At 60.6% G+C, this 25192-nt stretch carries 20 protein-coding genes, 1 tRNA gene and 3 pseudogenes; 12 read left to right on the top strand and 12 right to left on the bottom strand.

Going from position 1 to position 25192, the window contains the following annotated elements:
• Window positions 1-43 precede the first annotated feature (43 nt).
• The gene (locus ACT53T_RS04195) at window positions 44-643 is read right to left on the bottom strand and encodes an IS5 family transposase (protein ID WP_476160240.1); all 600 of its coding nucleotides are present in this window, start codon (window positions 641-643) and stop codon (window positions 44-46) included.
• Window positions 607-825 (bottom strand): annotated as a pseudogene (locus ACT53T_RS04190) (transposase); the annotation flags it as partial. The gene ACT53T_RS04195 and the pseudogene ACT53T_RS04190, both read right to left, overlap by 37 nt.
• 110 nt (window positions 826-935) lie before the next feature.
• Here ACT53T_RS04190 and ACT53T_RS04185 point away from each other — a divergent pair.
• Window positions 936-2372, top strand: coding sequence for an IS1182 family transposase (locus ACT53T_RS04185; RefSeq protein WP_476160239.1), 1437 nt, complete (start codon window positions 936-938; stop codon window positions 2370-2372).
• A gap of 211 nt (window positions 2373-2583) precedes the next feature.
• Here ACT53T_RS04185 and ACT53T_RS04180 read toward each other — a convergent pair whose 3' ends face one another.
• Window positions 2584-3162 (bottom strand): hypothetical protein, encoded by a 579-nt coding sequence (locus ACT53T_RS04180; RefSeq protein ID WP_476160238.1) that lies wholly within the window; start codon window positions 3160-3162, stop codon window positions 2584-2586.
• 93 nt (window positions 3163-3255) lie between these two features.
• On the opposite strand from ACT53T_RS04180, the gene ACT53T_RS04175 reads away from it, so the two are divergent.
• Window positions 3256-3627 carry a helix-turn-helix domain-containing protein gene (locus ACT53T_RS04175; protein ID WP_245511944.1) on the top strand — a complete coding sequence of 124 codons (372 nt, stop codon included), beginning with the start codon at window positions 3256-3258 and terminating at the stop codon, window positions 3625-3627.
• 234 nt (window positions 3628-3861) lie between these two features.
• Window positions 3862-4092: a type II toxin-antitoxin system HicB family antitoxin gene (locus tag ACT53T_RS04170; RefSeq protein WP_026598230.1), complete on the top strand. Its 231-nt coding sequence runs from the start codon at window positions 3862-3864 to the stop codon at window positions 4090-4092.
• Window positions 4093-4209: 117 nt separating this feature from the next.
• Here the strand turns inward: ACT53T_RS04170 and ACT53T_RS04165 are convergent, their stop codons facing one another.
• The 7 genes from ACT53T_RS04165 to ACT53T_RS04135 all read right to left on the bottom strand — a co-directional run bounded on the left by ACT53T_RS04165 (window position 4210) and on the right by ACT53T_RS04135 (window position 12299).
• A complete protein-coding gene (locus ACT53T_RS04165) occupies window positions 4210-5964 on the bottom strand; it encodes a DUF3363 domain-containing protein (RefSeq protein ID WP_476160254.1) in 1755 nt (584 codons plus the stop codon).
• Between the two features lie 687 nt (window positions 5965-6651).
• Window positions 6652-7023 (bottom strand): hypothetical protein, encoded by a 372-nt coding sequence (locus ACT53T_RS04160; RefSeq protein WP_476160237.1) that lies wholly within the window; start codon window positions 7021-7023, stop codon window positions 6652-6654.
• A 59-nt stretch (window positions 7024-7082) separates the two neighbouring features.
• On the bottom strand, window positions 7083-7583 hold the full coding sequence (locus ACT53T_RS04155) for a LysR substrate-binding domain-containing protein (protein ID WP_476160236.1): 501 nt from the start codon (window positions 7581-7583) through the stop codon (window positions 7083-7085).
• The gene (locus ACT53T_RS04150; RefSeq protein WP_476160235.1) at window positions 7556-7750 is read right to left on the bottom strand and encodes a hypothetical protein; all 195 of its coding nucleotides are present in this window, start codon (window positions 7748-7750) and stop codon (window positions 7556-7558) included. Before ACT53T_RS04150 ends, ACT53T_RS04155 begins: the two co-directional genes overlap by 28 nt.
• A gap of 23 nt (window positions 7751-7773) precedes the next feature.
• On the bottom strand, window positions 7774-7992 hold the full coding sequence (locus tag ACT53T_RS04145; RefSeq protein ID WP_476160234.1) for a LysR family transcriptional regulator: 219 nt from the start codon (window positions 7990-7992) through the stop codon (window positions 7774-7776).
• A 542-nt stretch (window positions 7993-8534) separates the two neighbouring features.
• The gene (locus ACT53T_RS04140) at window positions 8535-9950 is read right to left on the bottom strand and encodes a PepSY-associated TM helix domain-containing protein (RefSeq protein WP_476160233.1); all 1416 of its coding nucleotides are present in this window, start codon (window positions 9948-9950) and stop codon (window positions 8535-8537) included.
• 156 nt (window positions 9951-10106) lie between these two features.
• Window positions 10107-12299, bottom strand: a complete 2193-nt coding sequence (locus tag ACT53T_RS04135) for a TonB-dependent siderophore receptor (protein ID WP_476160232.1) — start codon at window positions 12297-12299, stop codon at window positions 10107-10109.
• A 768-nt stretch (window positions 12300-13067) separates the two neighbouring features.
• Between ACT53T_RS04135 and ACT53T_RS04130 the strand changes: the two genes are divergently transcribed.
• The 3 genes from ACT53T_RS04130 (at window position 13068) to ACT53T_RS04120 (ending at window position 15685) form a co-directional block, all read left to right on the top strand.
• On the top strand, window positions 13068-13757 hold the full coding sequence (locus ACT53T_RS04130) for a response regulator transcription factor (RefSeq protein ID WP_476160231.1): 690 nt from the start codon (window positions 13068-13070) through the stop codon (window positions 13755-13757).
• Window position 13758: 1 nt separating this feature from the next.
• The gene (locus ACT53T_RS04125) at window positions 13759-15159 is read left to right on the top strand and encodes a sensor histidine kinase (RefSeq protein WP_476160230.1); all 1401 of its coding nucleotides are present in this window, start codon (window positions 13759-13761) and stop codon (window positions 15157-15159) included.
• Between the two features lie 244 nt (window positions 15160-15403).
• A complete protein-coding gene (locus tag ACT53T_RS04120) occupies window positions 15404-15685 on the top strand; it encodes a hypothetical protein (protein ID WP_476160229.1) in 282 nt (93 codons plus the stop codon).
• Window positions 15686-15929: 244 nt separating this feature from the next.
• Here ACT53T_RS04120 and ACT53T_RS04115 read toward each other — a convergent pair whose 3' ends face one another.
• Window positions 15930-16796, bottom strand: a complete 867-nt coding sequence (locus tag ACT53T_RS04115; protein ID WP_476160228.1) for a protein-L-isoaspartate O-methyltransferase family protein — start codon at window positions 16794-16796, stop codon at window positions 15930-15932.
• Between the two features lie 267 nt (window positions 16797-17063).
• Here ACT53T_RS04115 and ACT53T_RS04110 point away from each other — a divergent pair, with 267 nt between their 5' ends.
• From ACT53T_RS04110 to ACT53T_RS04085, 6 genes and pseudogenes are all read left to right on the top strand, one after another.
• Window positions 17064-18068 (top strand): hypothetical protein, encoded by a 1005-nt coding sequence (locus ACT53T_RS04110; RefSeq protein ID WP_476160227.1) that lies wholly within the window; start codon window positions 17064-17066, stop codon window positions 18066-18068.
• Window positions 18069-18549: 481 nt separating this feature from the next.
• Window positions 18550-23262, top strand: coding sequence for an RHS repeat-associated core domain-containing protein (locus tag ACT53T_RS04105; RefSeq protein ID WP_476160226.1), 4713 nt, complete (start codon window positions 18550-18552; stop codon window positions 23260-23262).
• Window positions 23252-23902, top strand: a complete 651-nt coding sequence (locus tag ACT53T_RS04100; RefSeq protein WP_476160225.1) for a hypothetical protein — start codon at window positions 23252-23254, stop codon at window positions 23900-23902. The genes ACT53T_RS04105 and ACT53T_RS04100 overlap by 11 nt, the downstream gene beginning before the upstream one ends.
• A 12-nt stretch (window positions 23903-23914) precedes the next feature.
• Window positions 23915-24191 (top strand): annotated as a pseudogene (locus tag ACT53T_RS04095) (ATP-binding protein); the annotation flags it as partial.
• A gap of 150 nt (window positions 24192-24341) precedes the next feature.
• Window positions 24342-24656: pseudogene (locus ACT53T_RS04090) on the top strand (recombinase zinc ribbon domain-containing protein); the annotation flags it as partial.
• Window positions 24657-24793: 137 nt separating this feature from the next.
• Entirely contained in the window at window positions 24794-25042 is a 249-nt protein-coding gene (locus ACT53T_RS04085) for a hypothetical protein (protein WP_476160256.1), read from the top strand.
• 73 nt (window positions 25043-25115) lie between these two features.
• On the opposite strand, the gene ACT53T_RS04080 is transcribed toward ACT53T_RS04085, so the two are convergent.
• Window positions 25116-25192, bottom strand: a tRNA-Met gene (locus ACT53T_RS04080).

The following is a 25192-nucleotide window of genomic DNA, read 5'->3' as shown; positions in this document are numbered from 1 at the left end:
GCAGTGATTCAGAACTAACCGTCAAATGCAATGACGTGGGCCACTAGGTCGTGTGGACGAATTTGATGAGGCATAGACCAGCGGCGAAACTGACGATCGATCTGAAGTTTCGCTCTGTTTTTTCGCATCGTAGCGCGACCCTTTTGAAACGCTTGAGCCGACCGAAGCCTTGTTCGATGCGAGCGCGAGCCTTGTAGAGGGTCTTCGCGAAGAAGGCCGGCCTGTCCTTTTCGTTGGCCTTGTGCGGGATCACGGGAGCAATGCCTCGCTTCCTCGCAGCCTCGCGGTTCGCCTTGCTGGCATAGCCTTTGTCGCACACGACAGCGCGAGGCTTTATATCCGGTCCGATATCGAGCAGGGTTTCGAAGTGATGCGTGTCAGAGGCCTCGCCGCCGGTCAGGTGGAAGCCGATGACGGCGCCCGAAGCGTCGGCTTTCGCGTGGATTTTCGTCGTGAAGCCGCCGCGCGAGCGCCCGAGCGCTTGCCCCGGTTGCCCCCTTTTGCGCCAGCGGCGGAGACGTGAGCGCGTATGATCGTCGAGTCGAACATCTGGATGAGATGGGCGGAGGCGCTCATGGATGCGAGCGTATCGAAGAACGCCTCGAACACGCCGGCCTTGCTCAGGCGATCGAACCGCTTCCATACGCTGTTCCAATGACCGAACCGCTCCGGCAGCGCGCGCCATCGCAGGTTCTCGACCGTGAAGAAATGCAGCGCCTCCAGGAACAGTCGGTCGTCCTCGGCTTTGCGTCCCCGACGAGGAAGGCAGGCCCGAAACACGGCGAGCACATGCGCCCAGTCCTCTTCATCCACCGTCGTCGACATGATGTCCGGCCTCCGAATCGGTCGGAGGTCTATGAATCACACCAGATTCAGGCTGGGAATCTTGAAAGTTCGTCTGCTTTCAATTCGTCCACACGACCTAGAATCGGGGCATGACGCACATACCCGGCTCCGATCGATCGCAGTTGCTGCTTCTGCCCGAGGCGATCGATGATTACGTCTCCGATGACAATCCGGTCCGCTTCGTCGACGCCTTCGTGGACGCGCTCGACTTAAAGGCCGCTGGGTTCGCGCGAGTCGAGGCGAAAGCGACGGGGCGTCCGGGCTATGCGCCGGGCGATCTGCTCAAGCTCTACATCTACGGTTATCTCAACCGCATCCAGTCGAGCCGGCGTCTCGAACGAGAGGCCAATCGGAACATCGAGCTGATGTGGCTGATCGGCCGCTTGGCGCCGGACTTCAAGACCATCGCCGACTTCCGTCGCGACAACGGGCCGGCGATCCGCGCGGCCTGCGCACAATTCATGGGGCTATGCCGCCAGTTCGACTTGTTCACGCGCGCCGTCGTGGCCATCGACGGCAGCAAATTCAAAGCCGTCAACAACCGTGACAAAAACTTCACAGTGAACAAGGTCGCCAAGCGGATCGAGCAGGTGGAGGCCAGCATCGCGCGCTACTTGTCGGCGCTCGACCAAGCAGATCGACAGGACAACGACCTCGCCAAGGCGAAAGCGCCGCGCCTGAAAGAGAAGATCGAGGGCCTGCGCAGACAAATGCAGTCGCTCAAAGAGATAGAAAAGCAGGTCGAAGCGGCGCCCGACAAACAGGTCTCTCTCACCGATCCCGACGCTCGCTCGATGGCGACAAGCGGCAAGGGCACTGGCATCGTCGGCTACAACGTCCAAATCGCTGTTGACGCCGAGCATCATCTCATCGTCGCGCACGATGTGATCAACGACGGCACGGACCGGGCACAACTGGCCTTCATGGGTCGTAAAGCGCTCGAGGCCATCGAAGGCGAAGAAGTCACCGTGCTGGCCGACCGAGGTTATTACAGCGGCGAGGAAGTGCTGGCTTGCGAGGGAACTGGCGTGTTGCCTCGCGTTCCCAAGACGATGACCTCCGGCAAAGACAAGCTTGGCCTCTTCACGATTCGAGACTTCATCTATGATGCGGATAACGACAATTACATATGCCCTGCCGGCGAACGCTTGACCAAAGGAAAGGCGCGCTCCGATCGCCAAGACAACATCGACCACTACCGCAATCTCACGGCTTGTTCGAGTTGCGCCCTCAAGCACAAATGCACGCCCATGAAACACAAGCGCGTCAAGCGCTGGGAGCACGAAGACGTTCTCGATAAAATGCAGACTGCGCTCGACCGCATGCCCGACGCCATGACCATCCGCCGACAGACTGTTGAGCATCCGTTCGGGACGCTGAAGGCATGGATGGGCTCGACCCACTTCCTGACCAGGACCCTGGGAAAGGTCAAAACCGAAATGAGTCTTCAGGTGCTCGCCTACAATATGAAGCGGATGATCAACATCGTCGGGATCAAATCGCTGATGGGGGCGATCACAGCCTGAGCGCCGCCAGCAACGTCCTGTTTCTTCTTCGTCGTGGAACCAGAAACCCTTCGCGACGGCTCCCAGGCGGAGTTTCCACACGGCCTCGGTCAGGAGCAGAAATTCAAACTGACTCATCACCCGAATGTTGTCAGCATAGGAACGCATCATTCGCAATTTCGAACCGCGTAAGTAGTGGCTCGAAAATTGTGGGTGACTGAGGCAATCCGCTTCAAAACTCGGGAAACGAGTCGAGACGACCGATCCGGATCAGATCGCTCAGCGCCGAGCGGACCTGCGGCCAGGGAAATTCGGGGCAGTTCTCGCACCATTCACCCGCGCGGAGCACAGCGTGGAGCTTGGCGGCCACGCCTGCGACGGAAGACGCCGGCGTGGCCGCCAGCGCATCGGCGAGTTCTTTCGCTATATCCACGGCTCGCTCCTCCTCTTTTTTCGCTTCGGAGTAGCCGACAGCCAAATCGGCGGCCGCCCAGCGGGCGCGCTCATCCTCTTCCTGAGCGGCGCGGTCCGCCTCGGCGCAATCAAAATTGTCGATTGAGCAGGACTCGCGAATTAACCGCATCAATTGGGTTTCCAAGCTTTGCTGCTTCTGGCAGAGCACGTCGGCGGCGTCCTGGGCTGCCCTCCATTGTGTCCACATGGACATTGCCGCGTCGGCCGCTTCTATACGCGACGTGTCGAGGGGCGCGACGCCTCCGAAAGACGCCGGCGCGGCAGCGCCGACGCTCGCGACCAACAGGGTCCTTCGGGTGAAAGAAGGCGCACGCGTGGTAATCTCGGGTTCAGCCATGATCCGAGTTCCTCATTAGCCGGGTTACGAACTGCATGAGCACGAGGGCTTCCTCATGGTCCTGCAAGACCGCGGTTTTGCCGAGCCTTGGTGATGGGCAAACCTCGGGCGTTCGCCGGAAAGGGGTTTTCTGGCGTTGCTTTATGGGCGTTCAGTGGCATTGTGCGCACGAAACATGCAACATCTCGCGAAGCATGTCAACATAAATTTTGCAACTGGGGTCTAATCGTGATTACTTCTGCTCAGTGCAGAGCCGCCCGCGCCCTTATCGAATGGTCGAGGGAAGACTTGGCCACGGCGTCAAAGGTCGCCGCACGAACTGTCGTCGATTTCGAGAGGGGAGCGCGCCAGCCGATTCATTCAACGCTCGCGGCGATCCGCGCCGCCTTCGAAGCGGCGGGCGTCATCTTTGTCGACGAAAATAGCGAGGGGCCCGGCGTGAGGCTGCGGAAGAAACAGCCATGAGCCGGCGGCTCGAAGACATGCGGCGGAACCGGCGGCCGACTGGCGCATAGAGGATGCGGCGGCGCTATGCCGAGAGTTCGGCGTCCTATGTGAGCCAGCGCGCGGCGGCGGCTCACATTACAAGGTCGGGCATCCCCGGCTCGCGGAAAAGTTGACGATTCCTTTCAAGCGGCCGATCAAGGCGATATATATCCGCAAGCTCGTCGCCTTCATCGATGCGGTCAGGGTGCTGCCATGACGACCAAGCCAACCGACTACCCGCTCATTGTGGAGCCTCTGCCCGCGGAAGACGGTGGCGGCTTCGTCGCGATCGTGCCGGACCTGCCGGGCTGCATGTCGGACGGCGAGACGCCGGAAGAAGCCGTGGCCAACGCGCGCGATGCGGTCATTGCGTGGATCGAGGCGGCCAAGGACCTCGGCCATGCCGTTCCTGAGCCGTCCCGGCATCTGGCGCTCGCGAGTTGACAAGCGCATCACGCGCTCACGGCGCCGCATTTCTCAACCACGGCGCGCCGATAGCGCCGATTCATCACCGGCTGGCCTCGCGCGCCTGGGGCGACACGATGAAACGGAGCGGCTCCGTCACAGCCCGAGCCCGCGTTTGCGACCAAGATCCCACTCGATGCCGCCGCCGTCACGGTGAACGCCGCTGAGATATTGGCCGATGCGCTTTTCGAGAACGGGCTGCCAAGGCACGAGCTGGAAGCCGAGGCCATCCTCGATCATCGCGAAGCGCCCGCTGGCGAGATTGGCGACGCCAGCCAGCCGCCCCGACACATATTCGCCCGGCCCGCTCGGCGAATACGACAAGCCGCGCTCCGCGGCCATCTGACGGCCGACGCGCTCCACCTCTCGCTGCTCCAGCGTAGCGATGGCGCCGCGCGGGACGGAGATGGATTTTCCATTGTCCGTGGCGAGACCGATTTCCACCAACCGCTCTCCGCGCCGGTTGAGCGCATTCTTCACGTCCCGACCGAAGCCTGCTTCTGCTAACGGAATCGGCTTGTCGACGACGAGTTCGCGGTCGAGCCAGGTCGCTCCGTCGCTCGCGATCTGCCGTTCGAGGTCGAAGGTCGAGAGCATGCGCACGCGAAGGCCGTCGCCGCCCTGGGCCAAATCATAACTTTGGCCGCGCTCGACGATATCCTTCGGCACGCGCCAATGGTCCGCGTCGACGCGTTCGACGTGCCCGGCCCGGCGCAGCGCCTCCAGCCGGCGGACATGGAAGCGGACGAAGGCCTCCGGGTCCTTGCCCTGCCGCTCGAAACTATCGCGAATGCGTTCGAGATGAGCGCTCGGCCGGTAGACGCCACCGTCCTCCGTGACGATGGAGATATTGCGATCGGCAGGCCTCGGACCGGAAACGGCGGGCGCGGCTTCGACGATCATGCCTTGGCCGACCCCCTCGATGCGGGTCGGATCGGCGAACTCCATGTGATGGACTCGTCCGTCGACGCCGTCGACGACGAGGTAGACGCGCTCACTCATCTCGTCGCCGGCCAGCCCTTTGGCCAGCACCCGGCCGACGATCGGCTCCTTTCCGGTCTCCCCGTGGCAAGCATATTGCGCAACGCCGCGCTCGTCCGCCAGACCGTGACCAGCCAGCGCCCGACGGATGGTCTCGATCGCTTCGTTGCGAATGCCGAGCTCTTTCAGCGTCTGCTCGGTGCGGTCGGAAATTGACCACCGCCCCGTCTCGAGTTCGGCAGCGAGGCCGTAGCGTTCCAGGCGCCGCGCGCGACCGAGCAGCAGCGCCCGGTTCTCTCGGACGAGATAGGAGGCGCCTTCCCCGAGCCTGAGATCAATGACGCCGTGTTCGCGCTGCTCGGCGAGCAACATCTTGTCGAGCCGCGTCAGCCGCTCCGCCGCAACTTCGTTCGCGAGCTTCGTCTGAAGTTCGATCTCGCTCTGGTGGCCGAGCTCCAGCGTGACGAGTTCGCTTGCCCGGTGACGAACGCCGTGAGCGATATAGTCGCCAGCGATATTGAGGATGCGGCCGTCGTCGAGCACGCCCCGGACGATGATGTGCGTATGAGGATGGCCGGTGTTATGATGGTCGACGGCGATCCAGTCGAGACCTGTCTCGAGGTCCTTCTCCACCTGCCGCATGAGGTCTCGGGTGAACCCGCGCAGGTCGGCCATGTCGGCGGAATCCTCCGGCGCGACGATGAACCGAAACTGATGACGATCGTCGCGTCCGCGCTCGACGAAGGCGCGGCCGTCCGCCTCGTTCTCGAAAGCGGAATAGGCGTGGCCCTTCTCGCCGTCGCGAGTGACGCCATCGCGTTCGAGATAGCGAAGATGGGCGTCAACGGCCTTGCTCGCGGCGCCGCGCATCTTCGCACTATGAGAGCCGCGTTGTGGATTGAGCTTCACGACACGCGCCTTGACGACGACGCGACGCGATCGAAACCGTCCGGCGGAGTCGCGCCGCCAGCCGCCGCCGTCTCTCGGCAGCGCCGCCGCCACCTTCGCGCCTCGTCCCCGCGCGTTGAACCGGCCGCCTCCTTCTCCTTTCCGGCCGTCCACCAACGCCGGACCTCGGCCGATCCGGCTGGGATCGCCGCCGGCCTTCTGGACGGCGATCTCGACCTGCCGGACGAAGGAAAGCGAGCGCGGACGGACGCTCCTTCCGCCAGCTCGGGACCGGCCGGGTCGAATGTGGAAATTGTCTCTGTCGTCGCTCGCCATTCCGAGACGATCGGCGTCGAAACCGGACCGCGCAACAGCTCTCGAGCGCCGATCGCAATGGAGCGCAAAAATACCGGCTGTAGCGTATAAGCGGCGGAGCCTGCCACGTCACACCTCGCGAACGCTGGCGTCTATCACGCTGCAAATATGAACGAATTCGATTCTGGCGGAAACCGCCGCACATCGCGCAGCGCCATACATGCACATTTGTAGGATGCAAAAACCAATGTGCAGACAACTCGTTACAAGCGCAGCGAGGCGCGAACGTCAGTTCGCTTTATCTTGCCATCATCTACACGTTTCTCTGAAAATGCGCAAATATACGCTGGAATACTACGATAAGGCGGTGTCATTCGTCAACGGCAGTGCTGAATAAGCGCCGGAAAAATGTCGGTGCGAGAGCGTTCGCGTCGCCGGCGGGAGGGAAAATTCTCGCGCGTCGACGTGCGATATTCGTGCGTGATCGATGCAGCAAATTGGCGCTTGAAGAGCATGACACCCGTCTTCGTCGGCGCGCTGCTGCGCAGCGATTGGATTAATCTGTGGTGCGGTGAAGCGCTGACGACCTGCAAATCGATCGTCGTTCATGGCGCGCCGATCTGCAAATGTCGGGACCGGATTCGACAGACGACACTCGATTCCGCTGTTCATCGGACGACGAAACAGAATTGCCTTCATTGTCGCCGAGAGCGGCGGGATCGACATTGGCGCCGCTGTGGGAATCTCTGTGCACCGAACTCCCTTGGGCGTCGCCGCAGGCCGGTCTATGTCCGCGATGCCCGCCGCTCCGCGGACGTCGAGCGCGCCGGACTGAGGAAGCGCCGCAGCATCGGATTGTCGTTTCCCGGAAGCCACACGGCGCAGAACGACAGATGGTCGTTCTCTCCTTGTATCGGTCGAAGAACGACGCCGGGATATCCGATTCGAGCGCTCGCATCGCTCGCGAGACCGAGGCCGAAATGCAGAGCGACGAACCGCACGACAGCATCTCGAGATATGTCATGGGCTTCGACAGAAATTCGTCCGCCGCCTTCCGCGATGCGATCACTCACCAGTCTATCGAGCTCGAGAGTGGTCGCGTCGCGCCCCTGGATGAAATGCTCGTCCGCGAGGAATTCCCATTCGATAACGTCGCAGCCCGAGAGCGGATGCGTCTCTGGAAATGCAGCGTAGATGCTTCCGGTCCAAAGCAATTCCGTATTGCATTCCGCCGCCGCGGCTCCGTCGAGGCAAAAAGTCACGTCGACGCGCCGCTGAAAAAGCATCGCGAGTTGTTCCTTCGAAGAACCTTCCAAAGCTCGATCGCGACGTCTGGATGACCGCCACGATAGAGCTCCAGCAGCTTGTCCAAATATCCGGGAACATGGGAAGGAAGAAATCCTATGCCGAGCACGCCGTCGACGCCACGTCCCATGATTCTGGCGTTGCTCACCGCGCGATCGATTTTGGCGAAGGCTATGCGCGTTCGATTGAGAAACCTCCGTCCGGCGACCGTGAGGCGATGCCGTTCGAATGGCGTTCGAAAAGCGATACGCCGAGTTCGTCCTCCAGCGAGCGAACGCGACGGCTGACGGCCGATTGGCGCGTGCCCAAGGCTTCAGCCGCCCCGCTGAAACTGCCGTGATCGGCGACGGTGAGCGCCTGAGAAATGGACAGAAAATCGACGATTTTCACCCCCGAAAATTCGAAAACTCATCCACGGATCGCCATGAGGATTGCCATGGCGTCGGCGAAGCAGCTGGGCTCCGCTGTGCGAAGCCAGCGACGAGAAGAAATCCGCATGTCGGCCGATTTTGCTCAATCGATATGGCTTTGCGCGCGACGGCGTCTATAAGACGCGACGGTGCGCGCGATAGGATGCCTTCGGTCGAAGGAAAGCTCCGTTATCGGCGTCTCCAGGAGCGACGGCTAGCTCCGAAAGGCCACTCGCCTCGACGCCAGAAGCGACTGTCGAGGAAGTTCGATTCCGCTCATCACAGAGCCCCCATGTCAGAATTTCACTTTGACCGTCCCGTTGAACGTTGGCGGCGCGTCATAGTAAGCGGCCTGTCCTTGATGACGTCGTCGTAGATGTCATAAGTACGCCGCAGCGCGACAAACTTCGATCCTCACATCGGGTACCTTATGCGCCCCCAGGCAATCTGAATTTAAAACTCGAGATTAATCAACAAGAACCCGCGTCACGCGACAGGCACCTTCGCTTCGCACGACTCGATTCACGTAGTCGCGCGTCTTGTTACTGCCAGACCGAGCCACCGGCTCGCGCCGGGCGCAAAGCGACGGATCGCCGACTCCACCATTAGGACCAGGACGAGAGAAACGCCGAGCGTCGGCAAGAATATGCCCAGCGCCACGACGAGACCAACGACGACGGCCGCGAGCCGCGGCGCCTGCGCCAGGGCCGGTGGCGCGCCGAGCGTCCCGTGTGGGCCGCGGCGCCACCACATGAGCGTCGAGGTGATGACCAGCGCGAGATAGCCGATCGCCGTCACGAGCCCGAGCAATTGATTGAACCAGCCGAAAAGCTGGCCTTCGTGCGCGGCGATGCCGATCTTTATGATCCGATCCGTGAGAAGAAGGTCTTCGAAGCGTTCATGTCGCACTTTCTCCAGGCTTTTCGGATCGAATTCCAGCGTCTCCCGCAGCGGCCGGTTCTGCGCGAACGAGACCACGATCCAATTAGGCGCCGTCGCCGACGGCGGTTTGATGAAGACAGGTTCGGCGAGCGCGAGCGGCGCGATCCGCGTGGCGAGTTCGTCGAAGCCGGTCAGCCTGCCCGGCTCCACGCTGCCCGGAGCATGGCCCGCGTGCCCGGCATGTTCGCCCATCGCTGGCGGCGCGTTGCCGAATGCCTCCAATCTCTGCGCTTGCGCGCTCGCCGGACCAGTCGTCCAGTCCTGTTTGACGATACCCACTTGCCCGATGCTGCGAACAAATTTGAGGCTCTCCCCCCAGACCTTGGTCCAGGGCAACGCCGAAATCAGGAAAAAAAGCGCCAATATCGATAGCCAAAAGCCTGTGACGGCATGCAGATCACGAAGGAACACGCGCCCACCGGCCAGCCGTGGATAGAGAATGCCGGCGAGGCCGCGTCCGCGCGGCCACCACAGATAGAGGCCTGTGACGACCATCACGATAGCCCATGCGCCCGCGAGCTCGACCGCGACGGCGCCCGCCTCGCCCATGAGCAAGCTGCCGTGAAGCTCGCCCATGAAGTTCGAGAAGCGGCTCCTCTCATCTCCGGTCTCCAGGATTTCTAGCGTGTCCGGACGAACCAGCACGCGCAATTCCCGCCCGTCCCCGGTCATGAGAAGCACACGCGCCGCGTCCGCAGGGTCATCACGGAACTGCAGCGCCTCGAGGCGCGCGCTGGGATTGGCCGTCAGCGCCGCCGCGACCTGCTCGTCGAGCGCCCGAGGCGCGCTGGAAAGGGTGAGATGGTCGAATTGGCGATCGAGATAGATGTCGATCTGCGGCTTGAAGAGGTAGACGGCGCCCGAAATGCTCAACACGACGATGAACGGCAGACAGAATAGGCCGGCATAAAAATGCCAACGCCAGACGGTGCGATAGGCGCGTCCGAAATTGGCCGCTGAATCGAGGCCCTCTATAGGGCGAATGATTACGCTCATGGTCCTTCCTCCTCGGCTGGAGCCGGGTAATGCGTGTCTGAAGCAATCGTAGAGACGGGGCAACCGGCAAGTGCGCGCGGCTCACCCCGTCTGCCGCTTATGTTATCGAGCGGGCCTGTCGATCCGGTCCGCTTCGACGCATGACCACCATGGTCGTCAGAACACCACCCGCGCGGAGCCCATGAACCGCCTCGGCGTGCCGTAAACGAGGTTGTTAAATCCGTCGGTGTTCGCGAAATATGTCCTGTCAAAGAGATTATCGACGTTGAGTTGGAGTTTGACCTTGGATGGTCCCCACGCCCATTCATAGCTGGCCATGGCGTTCACGACGGTGAAGCCGGGCGCCTGGAAGGTGTTCGCGAGGTCGCCTTCTCGGCTGCCGCGGCTGATTACGCCGGCTCCGAATTTCAACCCGCGCCAATCGCTGTCCTGAATTTCATATGTCGTCCAGAAGCTGCCGCCGACGCGCGGCACGCCGAAGAAGCGCTTGCCCTGATTGCCAATCGGATTGCCCATTGTGTCGACCGTATCCTTGGTGATGACCGCATCGGTGAAGGCGAGACCTCCGATAATGCGCCATCCGGGAAGGACCTCGCCCGCCACATCCAGCTCGACGCCGCGACTGCGGACCTCTCCTGTCACGTCCTTCAATAGCGGGTTTATTGGGTTTTGCGTGGCGACATTCTGCTTGGTAAGATTGAAATAGGCGAAGCTCGCAGTGAGCCGCTGGTCGAACAGCTCCGTTTTCACTCCGGCTTCCCATTGCTCGGCCGTCTCGGGCTTCAGGGACTGCGGAACAGCCCCGGCCTGCCACAACACGCCATTGGGCAGCCCGAAATTCTCGACATAGCTGCCGTAGAAGGAAAGTTCCGGGATTGGTCGCCACAAGAGGCCGAAGCGGGGATTCACCGCGCTATCGTGACTGGGCGTAATTTTTGGAGCGGAACCATCTTCCGTTATGACAGAGGTGGGATTTCTCGCGTCGTCGTAACGAAATCCAGCGAGAACGTGAAACCCGTGGGGGAGTTCGATCTGATCCTGGAGAAAAAGCCCGTACCACTCCGGGCGAGTAAAAAAGTGAACCGCTGGCGAGAGCGGAGTGAACAGGCCCTGTTGAAGACCTGAAAAAATATTGATGGACGTCCCTCTCGCCAAGCCAGTGTAGGTTTCGTGAGGCGCTTGATTGACGTAATCGGCGCCGAGAAGTAGCGTGTGTTTCAATTCCCACGTCGTGAAATGCCCGGTGAGGTCTGCCGAAGCCTGATAGAGCGTATCGCGGAAACGTTCGAGTATGACGCCTCGCGAAAGAACGCCGTCGGCGTTGGCCGCGCCGAACGGAAAATTTCCGAAGGAATCGCCGTTGAGGAAGTTGGCGGAGAAACGCTGACGTAACGTCCAATTCTCATTGAAAGCGTGCGAGAATTTGTAACCGACGAGGACATTTTCGACGGTTGCATAAGGACTGTCGTAGAGGTTCGTCGAGCGCGGCAGCGATGGGAGCGAACGCGACTTGCCGAAGACCGGAACTCCATTGACGAACGGGTCGTAACTATTCAAATAGTGCATCTTAAAGGTGATTTGTGTCGACGGGTCTATATCCCACCGCAGCACGGGGGCGAGAAAAACGCGTTCATTGTCAGTGTGATCGACAAACGAGCCGGCGTTTTCATAGGCCATGTTGAAACGATAGGAGAGCCCGGAGCCCTCGCCCACGGGACCGCCGGCGTCGAGGGTGGTGCGGTAGAAATCGAACGAGCCGATTTGCTGCTCCAGAGCAAAAAAGGGCTGCGCCAGCGGTTCTTTGGTCACAAGATTGACGAGGGCGCCGGGCTCGACGCGTCCGTAGAGGATCGACGCGGGTCCCTTGAGCACTTCGACGTGATCGACATCGGCGAGGTCGTTGGACGAGGTGCTAGTGACGAAGCTTTTCGGCTGGAGCACGCCGTCGCGATAGATCCTGTCCACCTTGAAGCCGCGTACGACGAAGTTGTCGGCGGAGGCGCCGAAATTCGCCCCCGTCGGCAACGTAAAGACGCCGCTCACATTCTCCAGCGCCTTGTCGAGGCGCACCGTCTGCTGATCCTGCAGAACCTGATGCGGCACGACCTGGATCGAAATCGGCGTCTCCATGATCGGCGTGTCGGTTTTCGTCGCCGTCGTAGCGTTGGGTCGGCTATAGGCCTTGGCGTCTTGCGCCCCAACCGCGCTTCCGTGTCCGCCTTGGGCGGTTGGAGTCGCCGCCAAAATGTCGATGGTCGGCAAGGCTTCCTGCGCAACTGCGGTGGAAGAGGCGAGAATAAGCACCAATGCGCCAGCGGAAACGCCGCGCAATAAAGTCGAACGGAACATGACAGAGCTCTCCTGAAACGGCTTCTCACGCCGCTGAGACCAAACGAAATGATTTGCGGCTTCCGAGATGCAGCCGCGTTCAGTCGGTCAGGAGAAGGCAGGCGGCGCGCGCGAAGACCAGGAACTGGTCCAGCCGGCTATGATCGGGCGAGCCGCGCATAAAGAATGGCGGGCTGTCGCGACGATCGCCCTCGGCGGCGGATGATGGCGCCAGTCGTGTGGCGGAGCGGCGAACGTGTCGCCGACGTGATCACGCTGCGCACAGAGCACGCAACATTGCGCATTGTCGTCCCCACGGAACGGCCCATGGCGATCCGAGCCCGGCGCACAGGTCCGCGCCGCCGAAATGAGCGCCGAGGAGGTCGACGGCCGGTCGCGAAATGGTCGATGGTCGACGGAGGCGACGCCCTGCAGGACGACGAATAGACCCACCAGACACGCGATCGCCCCGCGGACGGCCGAGCGCCATTCCCGGCTACAGCTCTGTTCAAGCTGTGTCATTGGGCGGCATTCCGACCGAAGGTGTCATCGACCGACATAGGATTCTTATCACACACAGGCGAACCGTTTGTCTTTGTGCTGCAATTCTAACCGGGAAAGGTCATGTGAACCTCATCGCTCGAGGGGGCGAGACAAAAAAAGGCGCAGCGTCCGCTGCGAACGCTCGTCTCGGCCTATTGCCAAGAACCCACCTTTGGTTATGAATCGCCGAGCGACGGGTTTTTGGACGGGAGACGCCGAGCGCAGGACCAACTGGGAGCGGCGCCCGTGCGGATTCTGTTGGTCGAGGATTATGCGGAACTCGGGGGCGAGATCGCCTGTCGAATTGTTCGGGCGGGCTTCGCGGTCGATCAGGTCGGCTCCATCGAAAGCGCGTCGACGGCTCTCGACGCCGGTGCCTACGCCGTGACCCTGTTGGATCGCAGATTGCCGGACGGCGATGGACTCTCCCTGATTTCGCAGATCCGGAAGCGACAGCCGATGAGCCGCATCCTCGTATTGACCGCGCTCGATTCCGTCGACGACAAGATCGAAGGACTGGACGCGGGCGCAGACGATTATCTGACCAAGCCCTTCAACCTCGACGAGATGATGGCGCGCATCCGCGCAAGCCTGCGACGGCCCGGAGGTGACCCCACGCCGCCGATAGTCGTCGGAGCGCTCTCCTACGACCTCGACGCGCGGGCGGTGTCGATCGGCGGTCGGCCGGTATTGTTTTTACGCCGAGAGCTCGCTCTCCTAGAGGCTCTTTTGCGGCGCGTGAATTGTGTCGTTCCGAGAGAGAGGCTGTTGAACGGCGTCTACGGATTCGACGCAGAGGTCCACGAGCATGCATTGACCGCGCTCGTGTCGCGTGTTCGAACCCGCCTGGTCGAGCTTGACGCCGGCGTCGAGATTCACTCGGCGCGCGGCCTAGGCTACCTCATCGCCAAAGCGAAATCCCGACCGCCGAAATAGGATGGTGCGTTCTCTCGCCAATCGTGTCGTTGCCTATCTGATCGTGTCGCAATTCGTCGCGTTCGCGGCCGGCTGGCTGGTCACTCTCGCCCTCGGCTTCGCTGGCTTCGGACTCTTCGAAGGAATCGGCAGGACGGTCGATGAGCTCGCCTCCACGCGGATGATCGGGCTCGTCCTGGCGTCACTGAAGCGCGACGACGACGGCGCTCTGCGCCTTGAGCCGATACCCGAGCTTCGCGCCGAGGCGCGCGACACCCCGCGCTTGAAATTCGCGGTTTTCGACACGGCTCGAAACGTCGCAGCGGCCGGCTCATCGCCGGAATTGATCGCGGCGTTGACCGGCACGGTCAAAGTCAATCCGACGCATACGCACTTCGTTCTTCCCGGCGACCCGATAGAGTCTCCGCAGGGGCTGGTCGAGCCCGTGCGCACACCGTTCGGACGGCTGCACGTAGCGGTTTATGCGATGAAATTCATCTCGCAGGACCTGCTCTATGCGATTTATGAGGACTTCCGGCATCTGGCCGGCTTTTTCCTCGTGACGGCCCTTGTCTCGGCCGTCGCCGCGGTGTTCGCCGTGCGCCGCGGGCTGAAGCCGCTGCGCGCCGTCGCCGATGGAGCGGCGTGCATAGACATGAACATGTTGCATCAGCGGCTGCCAGTCGGCGAAGTTCCGGCGGAGGTCGCTCCGTTGGTCAACGGCATGAACGTCGCCCTGGAGCGGCTCGCCGCCGGCGCGGCTCGGATGCGCCGTTACACGGCCAACGCCGCGCATGAACTGCGCACTCCTATCGCAATCTTGCGCGCGAGACTGGACAATCTGGAGGAAATTCCCGCCAAAGGCGCTCTGTTGAGTGACGCGAGCCGGCTACAGACCATCATCGAACAGATGCTCGTCGCCGCGCGTTTGACGGAGGGACAGGTCGCGATCGATCAGGAAGTCGACCTTGCGGCATCGATCCGGGAGGTCGTTTTTCTCTACTTGCCGCTTGCCATCGAATGCGACCGAACAATCTATTTCGAAGCCTACGCGCCTCGAAACGTTGCACGCGGCAATCGCAGGGCGATCGAAGCGGTCGTCGCCAATCTCATCGATAACGCGCTACGCGCGGAACCGTCAGGCGGCGCCGTGGTCGTTCACGTCGGACCAGGAGCGACGGTCGCCGTGATCGATCACGGCCAGGGCGTTGCCCAGACGGAACGCGAGATGATTTTCGAGACTTTCTGGCGCAAGAGCGAAGCAACACCCGGCACGGGGCTGGGCTTGGCCATCGCCAAGGAGCTGATGGACGAGATGTGCGGGAAAATTTGCGTCGAGGAAACGCCGGGTGGCGGCGCGACATTTAAATTGATATTTCCCGAGCTGACGAATATCCATGAGAGCTCGCAGCCGTGCCTTTGAAGAATCACGTATCTACTTCAATAACATAAGTGTTCACACATTTGTCTCGACCGGCGCGCCGGTCGAGACAAAACTTTGAACACCTATATGATTGAGAAGTTGCGTTGTAATCTTTTCGCCTTAAGGTGCCATCGCCTGCCAGTCAATCCCTCGTGTCATAGGCGAAGCTCTTGATCAGGCGGCCGCTCTCATCGATCGAGACGATGTGGCTTGCGCCATCATAGCCGTTCCGGTCGTGGAGAAGATGGCCGTGACGCCCGTCCTGGTCATAGCAGCGGACATGGAATCCGCCGATGGCGGCGTCGCGCCAGTAGGCGACGACTCCGAAGGAGCGGAGAATTTATTCAGTGCGTATCATGTCGCCATAATCCACACTTTGACGGCATGCTTCGGCCCATGCACGTTCGCGGCCGGATTGGTCGGCACGATCTCGCCAGTGACGAGTCAGTCGAACAACATCCGGATGGCGGCGAGGTTCTGCTTCGCGGTTGGTGTGCTGTGCGAGCGCGTGAGCAATTCGACATAGGCGCCGACATGCAGGGGCTCGATATCGACGATCGACGCGAGGCCGCGAGGCTCGCATCAGGCGAGGAAATCGCCGATCGCGCGGGCATAGGCGCGCCATGTGTGCGCATTACGAATGTTGGCGACCAAGAATTCGAAAAATCTCGCGCTCGCCTTCTGGCCTCCGGCCACGACGAGGGCCGGCAGGCCTGGGGCAAAGACAGCCGCCGGACCTCCTATCCATTCAAGAGGCGCTGGAGATGGGGTCACGCCGCAGAGCCCTCCGGAAGGGGAGCGCGCGACAAGCACCACCCCTCGCCATGCAGCCAGCATGTTTCGTCTTCTGCGTGGGCGTCGCACCGCAGGGATTTGACGCCCGCTCCTCGGTCACGTGCGATCGCCGCAGTGAGGCGCGCGCTGATTTCGGGGTCACGCGCGCCGCTGAATTCGTAAAACGCCGCGCCGCAGAGGAATCGCGCCGACAACTCCTGCTCACCGAGTCGTTGTATGAGCAACATGCCTCCGGGCCCTTGCGTCGGCGTCATCGGAAACAGAAGGCGGCCTCCTACCTTCAACGCTGCGAGCCACCCAGGAAGAGGATGCGTGGCGCCGGCGCTGGCGACGATCACATCAGCCGGCGTCAGGAACGCTTTCGCGCCGTCCGCGTGCTCCACGGCGACCTGATCATAGCCCGACAGCGCCCAACGGGCCTTTGCGGCGATCTCTTGGTGAATGTCGAGCGCTGTGATCCGCCCCCGCGGTCCGACCAATTCGGCGAGAATTGCCGTGTAATAACCGGCGCCACAGCCGAGATGGATGACGCTTTCGTTGGGAGCGATGTCGAGCCGATCGAGCAGAAAGGCCCACAGCGCCGGTCGGCCATTGTTCAACCCGAGGCTTTCGTCGAGCGCGATGAGCACATCGTGATAGACGTGGCGTGGGTCTGCGTCGGCCGTCGTCCAATAGCCCGCTGCAAAGTCCCAGTCGCTTCTGACGCGCCAAGGTCCGGGGCCGAGGAAGCGCTCCCGCGGCACCGAGGCGAAGGCGGCGAGAAGCGTAGGCGATCGCATATGCGTCGTGAAAAGCAATTCCTCCGCATAGGCGCGGCGGGCGGCGGCAATGGCGTCGTTCATGAGGCTCAGATCCAAATATAAGATAAAGGATATTATCATATATATTCCCACGCCGGAAACGTCGGGGTCGAGCCGATCGAACCGCGCCGCCAGGCGCTTCTCGTCGATCCGGCTCTCGGACGCCGCGACGCGGCCGATCGAAGGAGCGTGCAAATATTCCCGGCCGACGCTCTGGCGTTCGATCGAGCGTCATAGTAGCGTGATCGACACTACGTATTGTTCTGCCTTCGGCCGAAACATCCGATATTTCAAGGCGAGGATTGGAGAATGCACCCGAGAATTTTGGCGGCAACTATGGCGTTCGGCGGCGCTTTCTTCCTGAACTCCCAGACGGCGAATGCGGCCTGCGCCTTGCCTTACCAGATCACGAATGGGCAGATCGCCGACGCTTCGCCGATCATGGCCAACTTCAGCGCGTTGGTGAGCTGTCTCTCCGCGGCGGCTCCGGCGGGTTCGCTCAACGCTCTGCAACTCAATGCCGGCGCTGGCGTGTTCGGTGCGGTCGGGCCACTCGGCAACGGTCAGCTCGTTATCGGAGCGACGGGCGGCGCGCCGCAACCGGCCACTTTGACGCCGGGGCCGGGGATCTCGATCGCCAATGGTCCTGGCTCGATCACTATATCGACGGTCAGCGGGGCCGGAACAGCCGCCAACCGCAACATCACCGTCAATGCTCCGACCTCGTCTCAGTTCGCGGACACCTCCGTGTATGGCCGAGGTTCGTCGAGCGCACCCCTGACGTATATCGATGATCCGGCCAACGGCTTCATATTGTCCGATACGACGAGCGACACGGTTGGTTTCAAATCGTTCCTTCGCCCAATTCCTGGAGCGCCCTCGACATTTTCGTTCGCCGCGCGCCTGCGAGGCGCCGGAATTACGTCGAACGGCGGCTATGGTCTGATTTTCGCCGACGCGTCGGGCAAAGCGATGATGTTCGGGACATTGGCTCAGAACGGTAGCGCGTGGAGTTTTTATACGCCGTCCTGGAACGGCGGTTGGACCGACGGAAACTATGGCTCCCCTCTCAATCAATCCGACTGGTTCAAGCTCGCCTTCGACGCGTCTGGCAATGTGCTCTACTACGCGAGCACAGACGGGACGCATTGGAAGCTCCTCTATACCATCAGCCTGTCCAGCAGGGGCGTCGGCGCAATCGTAAGATACGGTTTCACCATATGGCAATATGGCGGCGGTGGTTCGCCTCTTCTACAAGTGCCGTGGTTCTACTCCGACGAGTTTCCCGCGCCGTCCGTCGCTCCCATCCTTTAGAGCTATCGTAGGGCTCGCTCGATGAGACATCCTTCCGAACTCCCGGTCGTCAGCGCCGCGACGTCGCTGAGTGCATTCGCCGGACGCGCACTGTCTGCACACGGACTCCTCGCCGCCGTACGGCGCTGGGGATCGGTTTGCCTTTTTCTCGCAGCTGGCGCGAACAGCGCCGCCGCCGCGAACAGCTATTCCTACGATCGCGTAGGTCGGTTGACTTCCGCGCTCTACGAGAACGGCCTTTGCGTCGTCTACTCCTACGACGCGAACGGGAATCGCACGGCGATCACATCGACCTCTGTTCCTCCTGGAACGCCGACGTGGGGGGCAGCCACATTCGGTTGCTTCGTTTGGACGCCGTAAAGGGCGTCATGGTCATGAGACCTATACAAACACGACATTCGAAGACGCAGTTCTTTGAAGTCGAAGACGGGTCGTGTTTCGATCGACGCCTGCGGAATTGACGTTGAGCAGAGGGATCGTAATGAAAGCGCGCATTCGGCCAATTTGTTTCGCCCTCGCCGCGAGCGTTCTCGCATCATTGCTCTCCGGGTTTTCCTGTCAGGCGGCGCCAGCGCACACGAGCCTGCCTTCCGATCCTCGTGAGATCGAGATGCTCATCGGACAGGCTCATCTCACCGAGGCTCTGACGCGGACCGCGCCCACGTCGGTCGCGGAAGATATCGCCCTGGCTCGCGCGCTCGCAGCCTATGAGAACAGGAGCGAGCCGGACGACCTGGGCGCGCTGACGAGCTTTGTCGCCGAACATCCGAGTTCCGGCTGGTCGACTGCGGTGCTGACGAACCTTGGGCATTCGTATCTCCACTATGGATTTTTTTCTCGCGCCATTGAAGCGTGGCGCAGCGCCTGGAATTCGGGAAAAGGCGCGACCGAGCCACAGGCCAAAGCGCTCGTCGACGGCGCCGTCGCCGAGCTCGCTCGGCTCTATGCTTCATTGGGGAAAATGGATGAAGTCGGCGCGGTGCTCAAAGAAATCGACACCCGCCCCATCACGGGCTCCGCGACCGAGGCGTTACAGACGGCGCGCGATATTCTGACGCTGTCGGAAAAAGACCCCCGCCATCTCTTCAACTGTGGCCCGACCGCCCTCAAGGCGCTGGCGACGTCCCTGGGCGCGTCGCCAGAGCAGGTCGACTTTCTTCAGTGGTATCGCGCTCGGCCGGGGGGAACGAGCCTCGAAGAGCTCGGCCAGCTCGCAGACCGCGCCAAATTTCCATTCAAGCTGATTTTCCGCAAGCCGGGCGAAGCGACGCCGAGAGCGGCGGTCGTGCACTGGAAGGTCGGGCACTTCGCAGCGGTCGTCGGCGAGAACGCGGGACGTTTCCACGTGATCGATCCCGTCTTTCCCGGACGTTCGGTTTGGGTGACGCAGGCGGCTCTCGATGCGGAGACGAGCGGCTATTACCTCATCCCGGCGAATGCGACGGCCGATAATTGGCGGCCCGTCGACAATCGCGAAGCGAGCTACATTTGGGGAAAAGGGCCGACGAACGGCACCACGCCTGGAGATGCCGGCGACCCGCCCGCCGACGACGGCGGCTGCTCGAAAGGCATGTGCCGTTACAACATCAAGGAATCGGCTGTCAGCCTGACGCTTGCGGACATGCCAGTCGGTTATTCCCCTCCGATCGGTCCAGCGCCGCAAACGACTATCTCGTACAACCAGCGCGAGGACAGCCAGCCTCAGACCTTCAACTTCTACAATCTCGGGGCAAAATGGTCGCTGAATTGGCTCACCTACATGACCGACGACCCGACCAATCCGGGCGCGAATGTGTCCCGCTTTCTCGCCGGCGGCGGAGCATACTATTACTCAGGCTATAATAGCAGCACCGGCCAGTTCACGGCGCAATATGTCGACGGCTCGATTCTCACGCTCGACTCCCAGAACCCCATTCGATATCGCCGCCTGCTCTCGGACGGAAGCGTCGAAGTTTATGCGCAGTCGGACGGCGCCACCGGATATCCGCGGCGAGTCTTTCTGAGCCAGATCGTCGATCCGCAAGGAAATGCTCTCGTTCTCAACTATGACAGTCAGCGGCGGCTCGTTTCTTTGACGGACGCGACGGGGAGACAAACGACGTTCAGCTATGAATTGCCGTTCTCCCCGCTGCGGCTCACAAAAATTACCGACCCATTTGGCCGCAACGCGGTGTTGAGCTACGATTCGTCTGGGCGTTTGTCGTCGATCACCGACGTCATCGGGCTGACGTCGAGCTTCACTTACGATTCCAACTCGCTCGTGAATTCGATGACGACGCCCTACGGGACGACCAATTTCTCTTATACGGCGCCCGGCACGAGCGGTCCTCCGCGTTTCCTCCAGATCTCCGATCCGCTCGGCTACAACGAGCGTGAAGAATGGCTCGAGCCTGCGCCTATCTCCGGCAGCGAACCCGCGGCGGCGGTTCCACAAGGAATGCCGGTCACGCCTGTCAACCAATATCTCGAATATCGCAACAGCTTCCATTGGGACAAGAACGAGTACGTCTCGGCTGGCTGCACACCGACGGGCGGCTGCGACTACACGAAGGCCAGAGTCCGTCACTTCACCCATGCCCCGAATTCGAGCCTGAAGGCGACGACCATCGAAAGCGTGAAAGAGCCGCTCGAAAACCGCGTGTGGTTTTCCTATCCGGGGCAGTCGAGCAGCATCTTCTCCGGATCCTTCAATAAGCCTATAGTCATCGGTCGCGTTCTCGACGATGGCTCGACGCAGCTCACACAAAGAGCATACGATTCGTCCGCCTTTTTCAATCTGACGCAAGAGATCGATCCGGTCGGCCGCATCACTCGATACATCTACGCGGCGAACCAGATCGACTTGCTCTCGATCGCGCAGAGCACAGCCAAGGGCGTGCTTACGCCGATCACACAATTCACCTACAACGACAAGCATCGCCCACTGATCTACACGGACGCCGCCGGCCAGATCACTTTCTACACATACAACGCCGCCGGTCAGCTGACCTCCGCGACGAACCCGCTGAAGGAGACGGCGACTTATCAATACGATTCGGCCGCCAATCTGACGACGATCATCAACGCGAACGGCGCCACGGCGGCGAGCTTCACCTACGACGCCTATGCGCGCGTGAGGACCTACTCTGACTCCGAAGGATGGACCGCGACCTACGATTATGACGCGGCCGATCGCGTGACCAAGATCACCTATCCGGATGGAACGACGGACCTCTATGTCTACGACAAGCTCGACCTCGCCTCCTTTCAGGATCGCGAAGGCCGGCTTTGGGCCTACACGCACGACGCCAATCGACGCCTCACGAAAATCGTCGATCCGCTCGGCGAGCAGACGCTGCTCGGCTACAATGGCGCCGGCACTCTCACCAGCCTGACCGACGCGAAAGGCAATGTCACGAGCTGGGGATATGACGTCCGCAATCGGCTCACGTCCAAGCAATATGCCGACAGCAGCGCGGTTTCCTACGGCTATGAGACGACGACGAGCCGATTGAAGTCGGTGACCGATGCGCTCGGCCAGATCAAGCAATACGCCTATGCGAAGGACGATCGCCTCACAGGCGTCTCCTATTCGAACGCCGTGAATCCGACGCCGAACGTCGCCTTTTCCTACGACCCCTATCTTCCGCGGATCGCGTCCATGACGGACGGCAATGGCGCGACGCAATATAGCTATGTCGGCAGCTTCTCCTTCGGAGCCTTGCGGCTGCAACAGGAATGTTTCGTTCCGACTGGCGCACCGAGCTGCGCCTATCAGGTCAATTACGCCTATGACGCGCTCGAACGAAGGAGCTCGCGAACCGTATCCGGCTCAGGAGCCGAGACCTTCCAATATGACGCCATCGGGCGGCTGACCGGCCATGCGAGCGACCTCGGCTCCTTCGCGCTGAGCTATCTCGGCCAAACGGGCCAGATCACCCAGCGCGGCCTTCTACCCGTCGGTTCGACGCTCTCGACTAGCTGGAGCTATCTCCCCAACTCCGGAGACAGGCGTCTCGCAGGCATCAGCAATGTCGGGCTGTCGGCGAGTCAATTCTCGAATTTTCAGTTCAGGACGACGCCGGAGAACTTCATCACCTCGATCACGGAGACGAGCGACGCCACCGACGTCTATCCGCCATCGACGAACCAATTGGCGAGCTACAACAACCTCAACCAGCTAACGAATCTCTCGGGGCAGTCGCTGAGCTACGACGCCAACGGCAATCTGCTCTCGGACGGGCAGCGCAACTACAGCTGGGATGCGGAGAGCCGGCTGGTAGGTATCGCCTATCCCGGACAGCCGGGGAAGGCGACGGCCTTCACCTATGACGGTTTCGGGAGACGGACGGCAATTAGCAACACGCCGTCGGGAGGAGGCACCGCGGTCACGACCGGCTATGTCTGGTGCGGCACGCAAATCTGTCAGGCCCGGAATGCGAGCAATGCGCCGACGAGGGCGTATTACGTGGAAGGAGAATTCGTTTTCGGAACGCCCGCCCAGAGCTATTACTACGGCGTCGATCAACTGGGATCGGTGCGGCGGGACTTCGCCTCGACCACGAGCGCGCCTGCATTTAGCTACGACCCTTATGGTAACGCCCTACAGAGCATGACGCCGGTCACGGACTTTGCCTATGCCGGGCTGCAGAACCACCCTGCGAGCGGGCTCTATCTCGCCGCCTTTCGCGCATATGATCCCGTCGCCGGGCGTTGGCTCAGCCGTGATCCGATCGGCGACGTAGGAGGTGTGAATCTCTATGCATACGTTGAAGGAAACCCGACCGGGTATTTTGATCCATTTGGCCTGACCGTGGCAGGAGCCCTTCGCGGGATGAGCTGGGGTGGGTCCATTGGGGCAGTCATAGGCGAAGTCCTTGACCCCGCCGGAGGAGGTGTGCCCGGGTACTGGCTTGGCGCGACCGCCGGTGCAATCGTTGGCGATTGGTTATCTGGGCCGGACCGTGACTATCCAAGTGCAAATGCTGCTTTCCGTGGGGCAAAAAGAGATGCCGGGATCCCCATGTGCCAGCAACCTGATAGCCAAGGTCCAAATAAAGATCGAAATGGAAATCCGCAGCCTGGGCGGCAATATGAATTCGGAAAGACGACAATCGCCAACGATGCTGCAGGACACAATTATACGGATAATCCGACACAGAACAGAGGCCCACATTTCAACATACGTGGACAGGGTGGTCACTATGGCTACTAAGCGACTTGTAAACGTCTGTGACCTTCGGAGTGATAATGACTTCTTTATTGCAGACAGCCTTCCTTGCTGTTTAAGCGCGGTTGGATATATTGATGACAACTGGTCAAACAAAGCAAATATCGCCGATGAGGCTCTTAATGATATAGCAACTCAAGTGGCGACAGCTTATCCAAATTGGCGCCATGTGCTTTTCGTGCATAGTGGGTGGCTAGAAGACAGCAAAGTCACTAGATACAAAAAGCTATGGAAACGCATGTCTGATGCAGGCATTACTCTGCCGAATGGCACACGTTCTAAAGAGATTATGCGCATCCGATCGCACGAAATACTATTCAGTGGGTTTATTGAGGTCGAAAATATAGATAATTATATATTTTCTAAGCTGCTATTGGATAATAATAATTTTTTTCTGATGTTCTGTGATATTAACGAAATTGACAATATTTACAAAAAATTTTCTGAATCAGACGTTGTCGACCCTCGTATGGGACTGCTGAGCGAAAATGATTGGTTAGTTAATGTTCTGTGTAGTATGAAAGCAAGCGTTTATCGACCATATGCCTGGGTTGATGAGCGGTATTCCGGGCTTATATACATATATAACTCAGATAATTTAATTTATCCATGCACAAATACATGATATTGTCAGGCTGTTCGTAAACTGCAGGCCGAAACGAGCATCCTCTTCGAGCCGATCAGCGCCCGATACGAGCGGCGCTCGCTGCTCATCACGGCAAATCAGCCCTTCGGTAAATGGGGAAAAACCTTCCCAGACCAAGCCATGACGCTCGCCGCGGTCGACAGGCTCGTCCATCATGCGACGATCTTCGAGGTGAACGTCGACAGCTATCGACGTAAAGCCGCGCTCAAAAAAAGCCGCTTGTCCAGGCCGGCCCTCGGCGCGCGCGACAATCAAAACCTCGTCTTGATTGTCGCTCTGCGTCAATCAAGACGAACGTCACCAAAAATCCGCTTGCCTTATCGTCGCTCCGCGACAATCATCTCGTCACCGCGACCGAAAAATCTCATCCAGATTGCCGCGCTCTTCTCATCCGGATTGCCGCGCCATAGCCAAAACCGTGAGAGCCAAAGCCGAAAGTGAAGTCATCGAGATCGGCGCCCCGCCGATTATCGAAACGGCCGTGTTCGACAAGGCCCAGGCGAGCCTGAAAGCCCGAGACCCGCGCGTCCTGCCGCCCCGAGTCGTCACCGGCCCCATTCTCCTTACCGGCCTCGCCGTCTGCGCTGCTTGCGGCGGCGCGATGACGCTGCGCACCAGGACCTCGAAGCGCGGCAAAGTGCATCGCTATTACAGCTGCTCCACGGCGGCCCGTGTCGGCAAGACCGGCTGCAAGGGGCGCTCGATCCCGATGGACCGGCTCGACGGGCTGGTCACGACCCATATTGCCGACCGACTATTCGTCCCGAATCGGCCGGCCGGTATCTTGACCTCCCTGGTCCAGAAGCGCGCCGCCGGCGACGACGAGGTCCGCAGTCGGGTGGAAGCCCTCCAATCGGAAATCGCCCCGCGTTGGAGCGGATCAAAGCCCAGTCCGCGCCGCAAATCACGCTCGAACCGGACCAGCTCGAGCGATTCGAGACATTCATGCGCGAGAAGATCACTTTGCGGGCGGTCGTCGAGGCCATCGAGGTCGACGACCACGTCATCCGCATTCACGGCTCGAAAACCAGCCTCGAACAGGCCGTCGTCGCCGGAGAACAAATCGGCAAGGCGCCGAGAGGGATTCGAACTTCCGTGAAATGCGCTGTTCAACTGTGAAGCGTAGCTTCATCACAACGCAAGACACCGCCCCGACGATCAGATCGGGGCGGTGATTGATTTATGTATGAAGTGGTTGCGGGGACAGGATTTGAACCTGTGACCTTCAGGTTATGAGCCTGACGAGCTACCGGGCTGCTCCACCCCGCG

It is taken from the genome of Methylosinus sp. DMC45, assembly GCF_056313885.1.
This window is presented reverse-complemented; position numbering and strand designations above follow the sequence as displayed.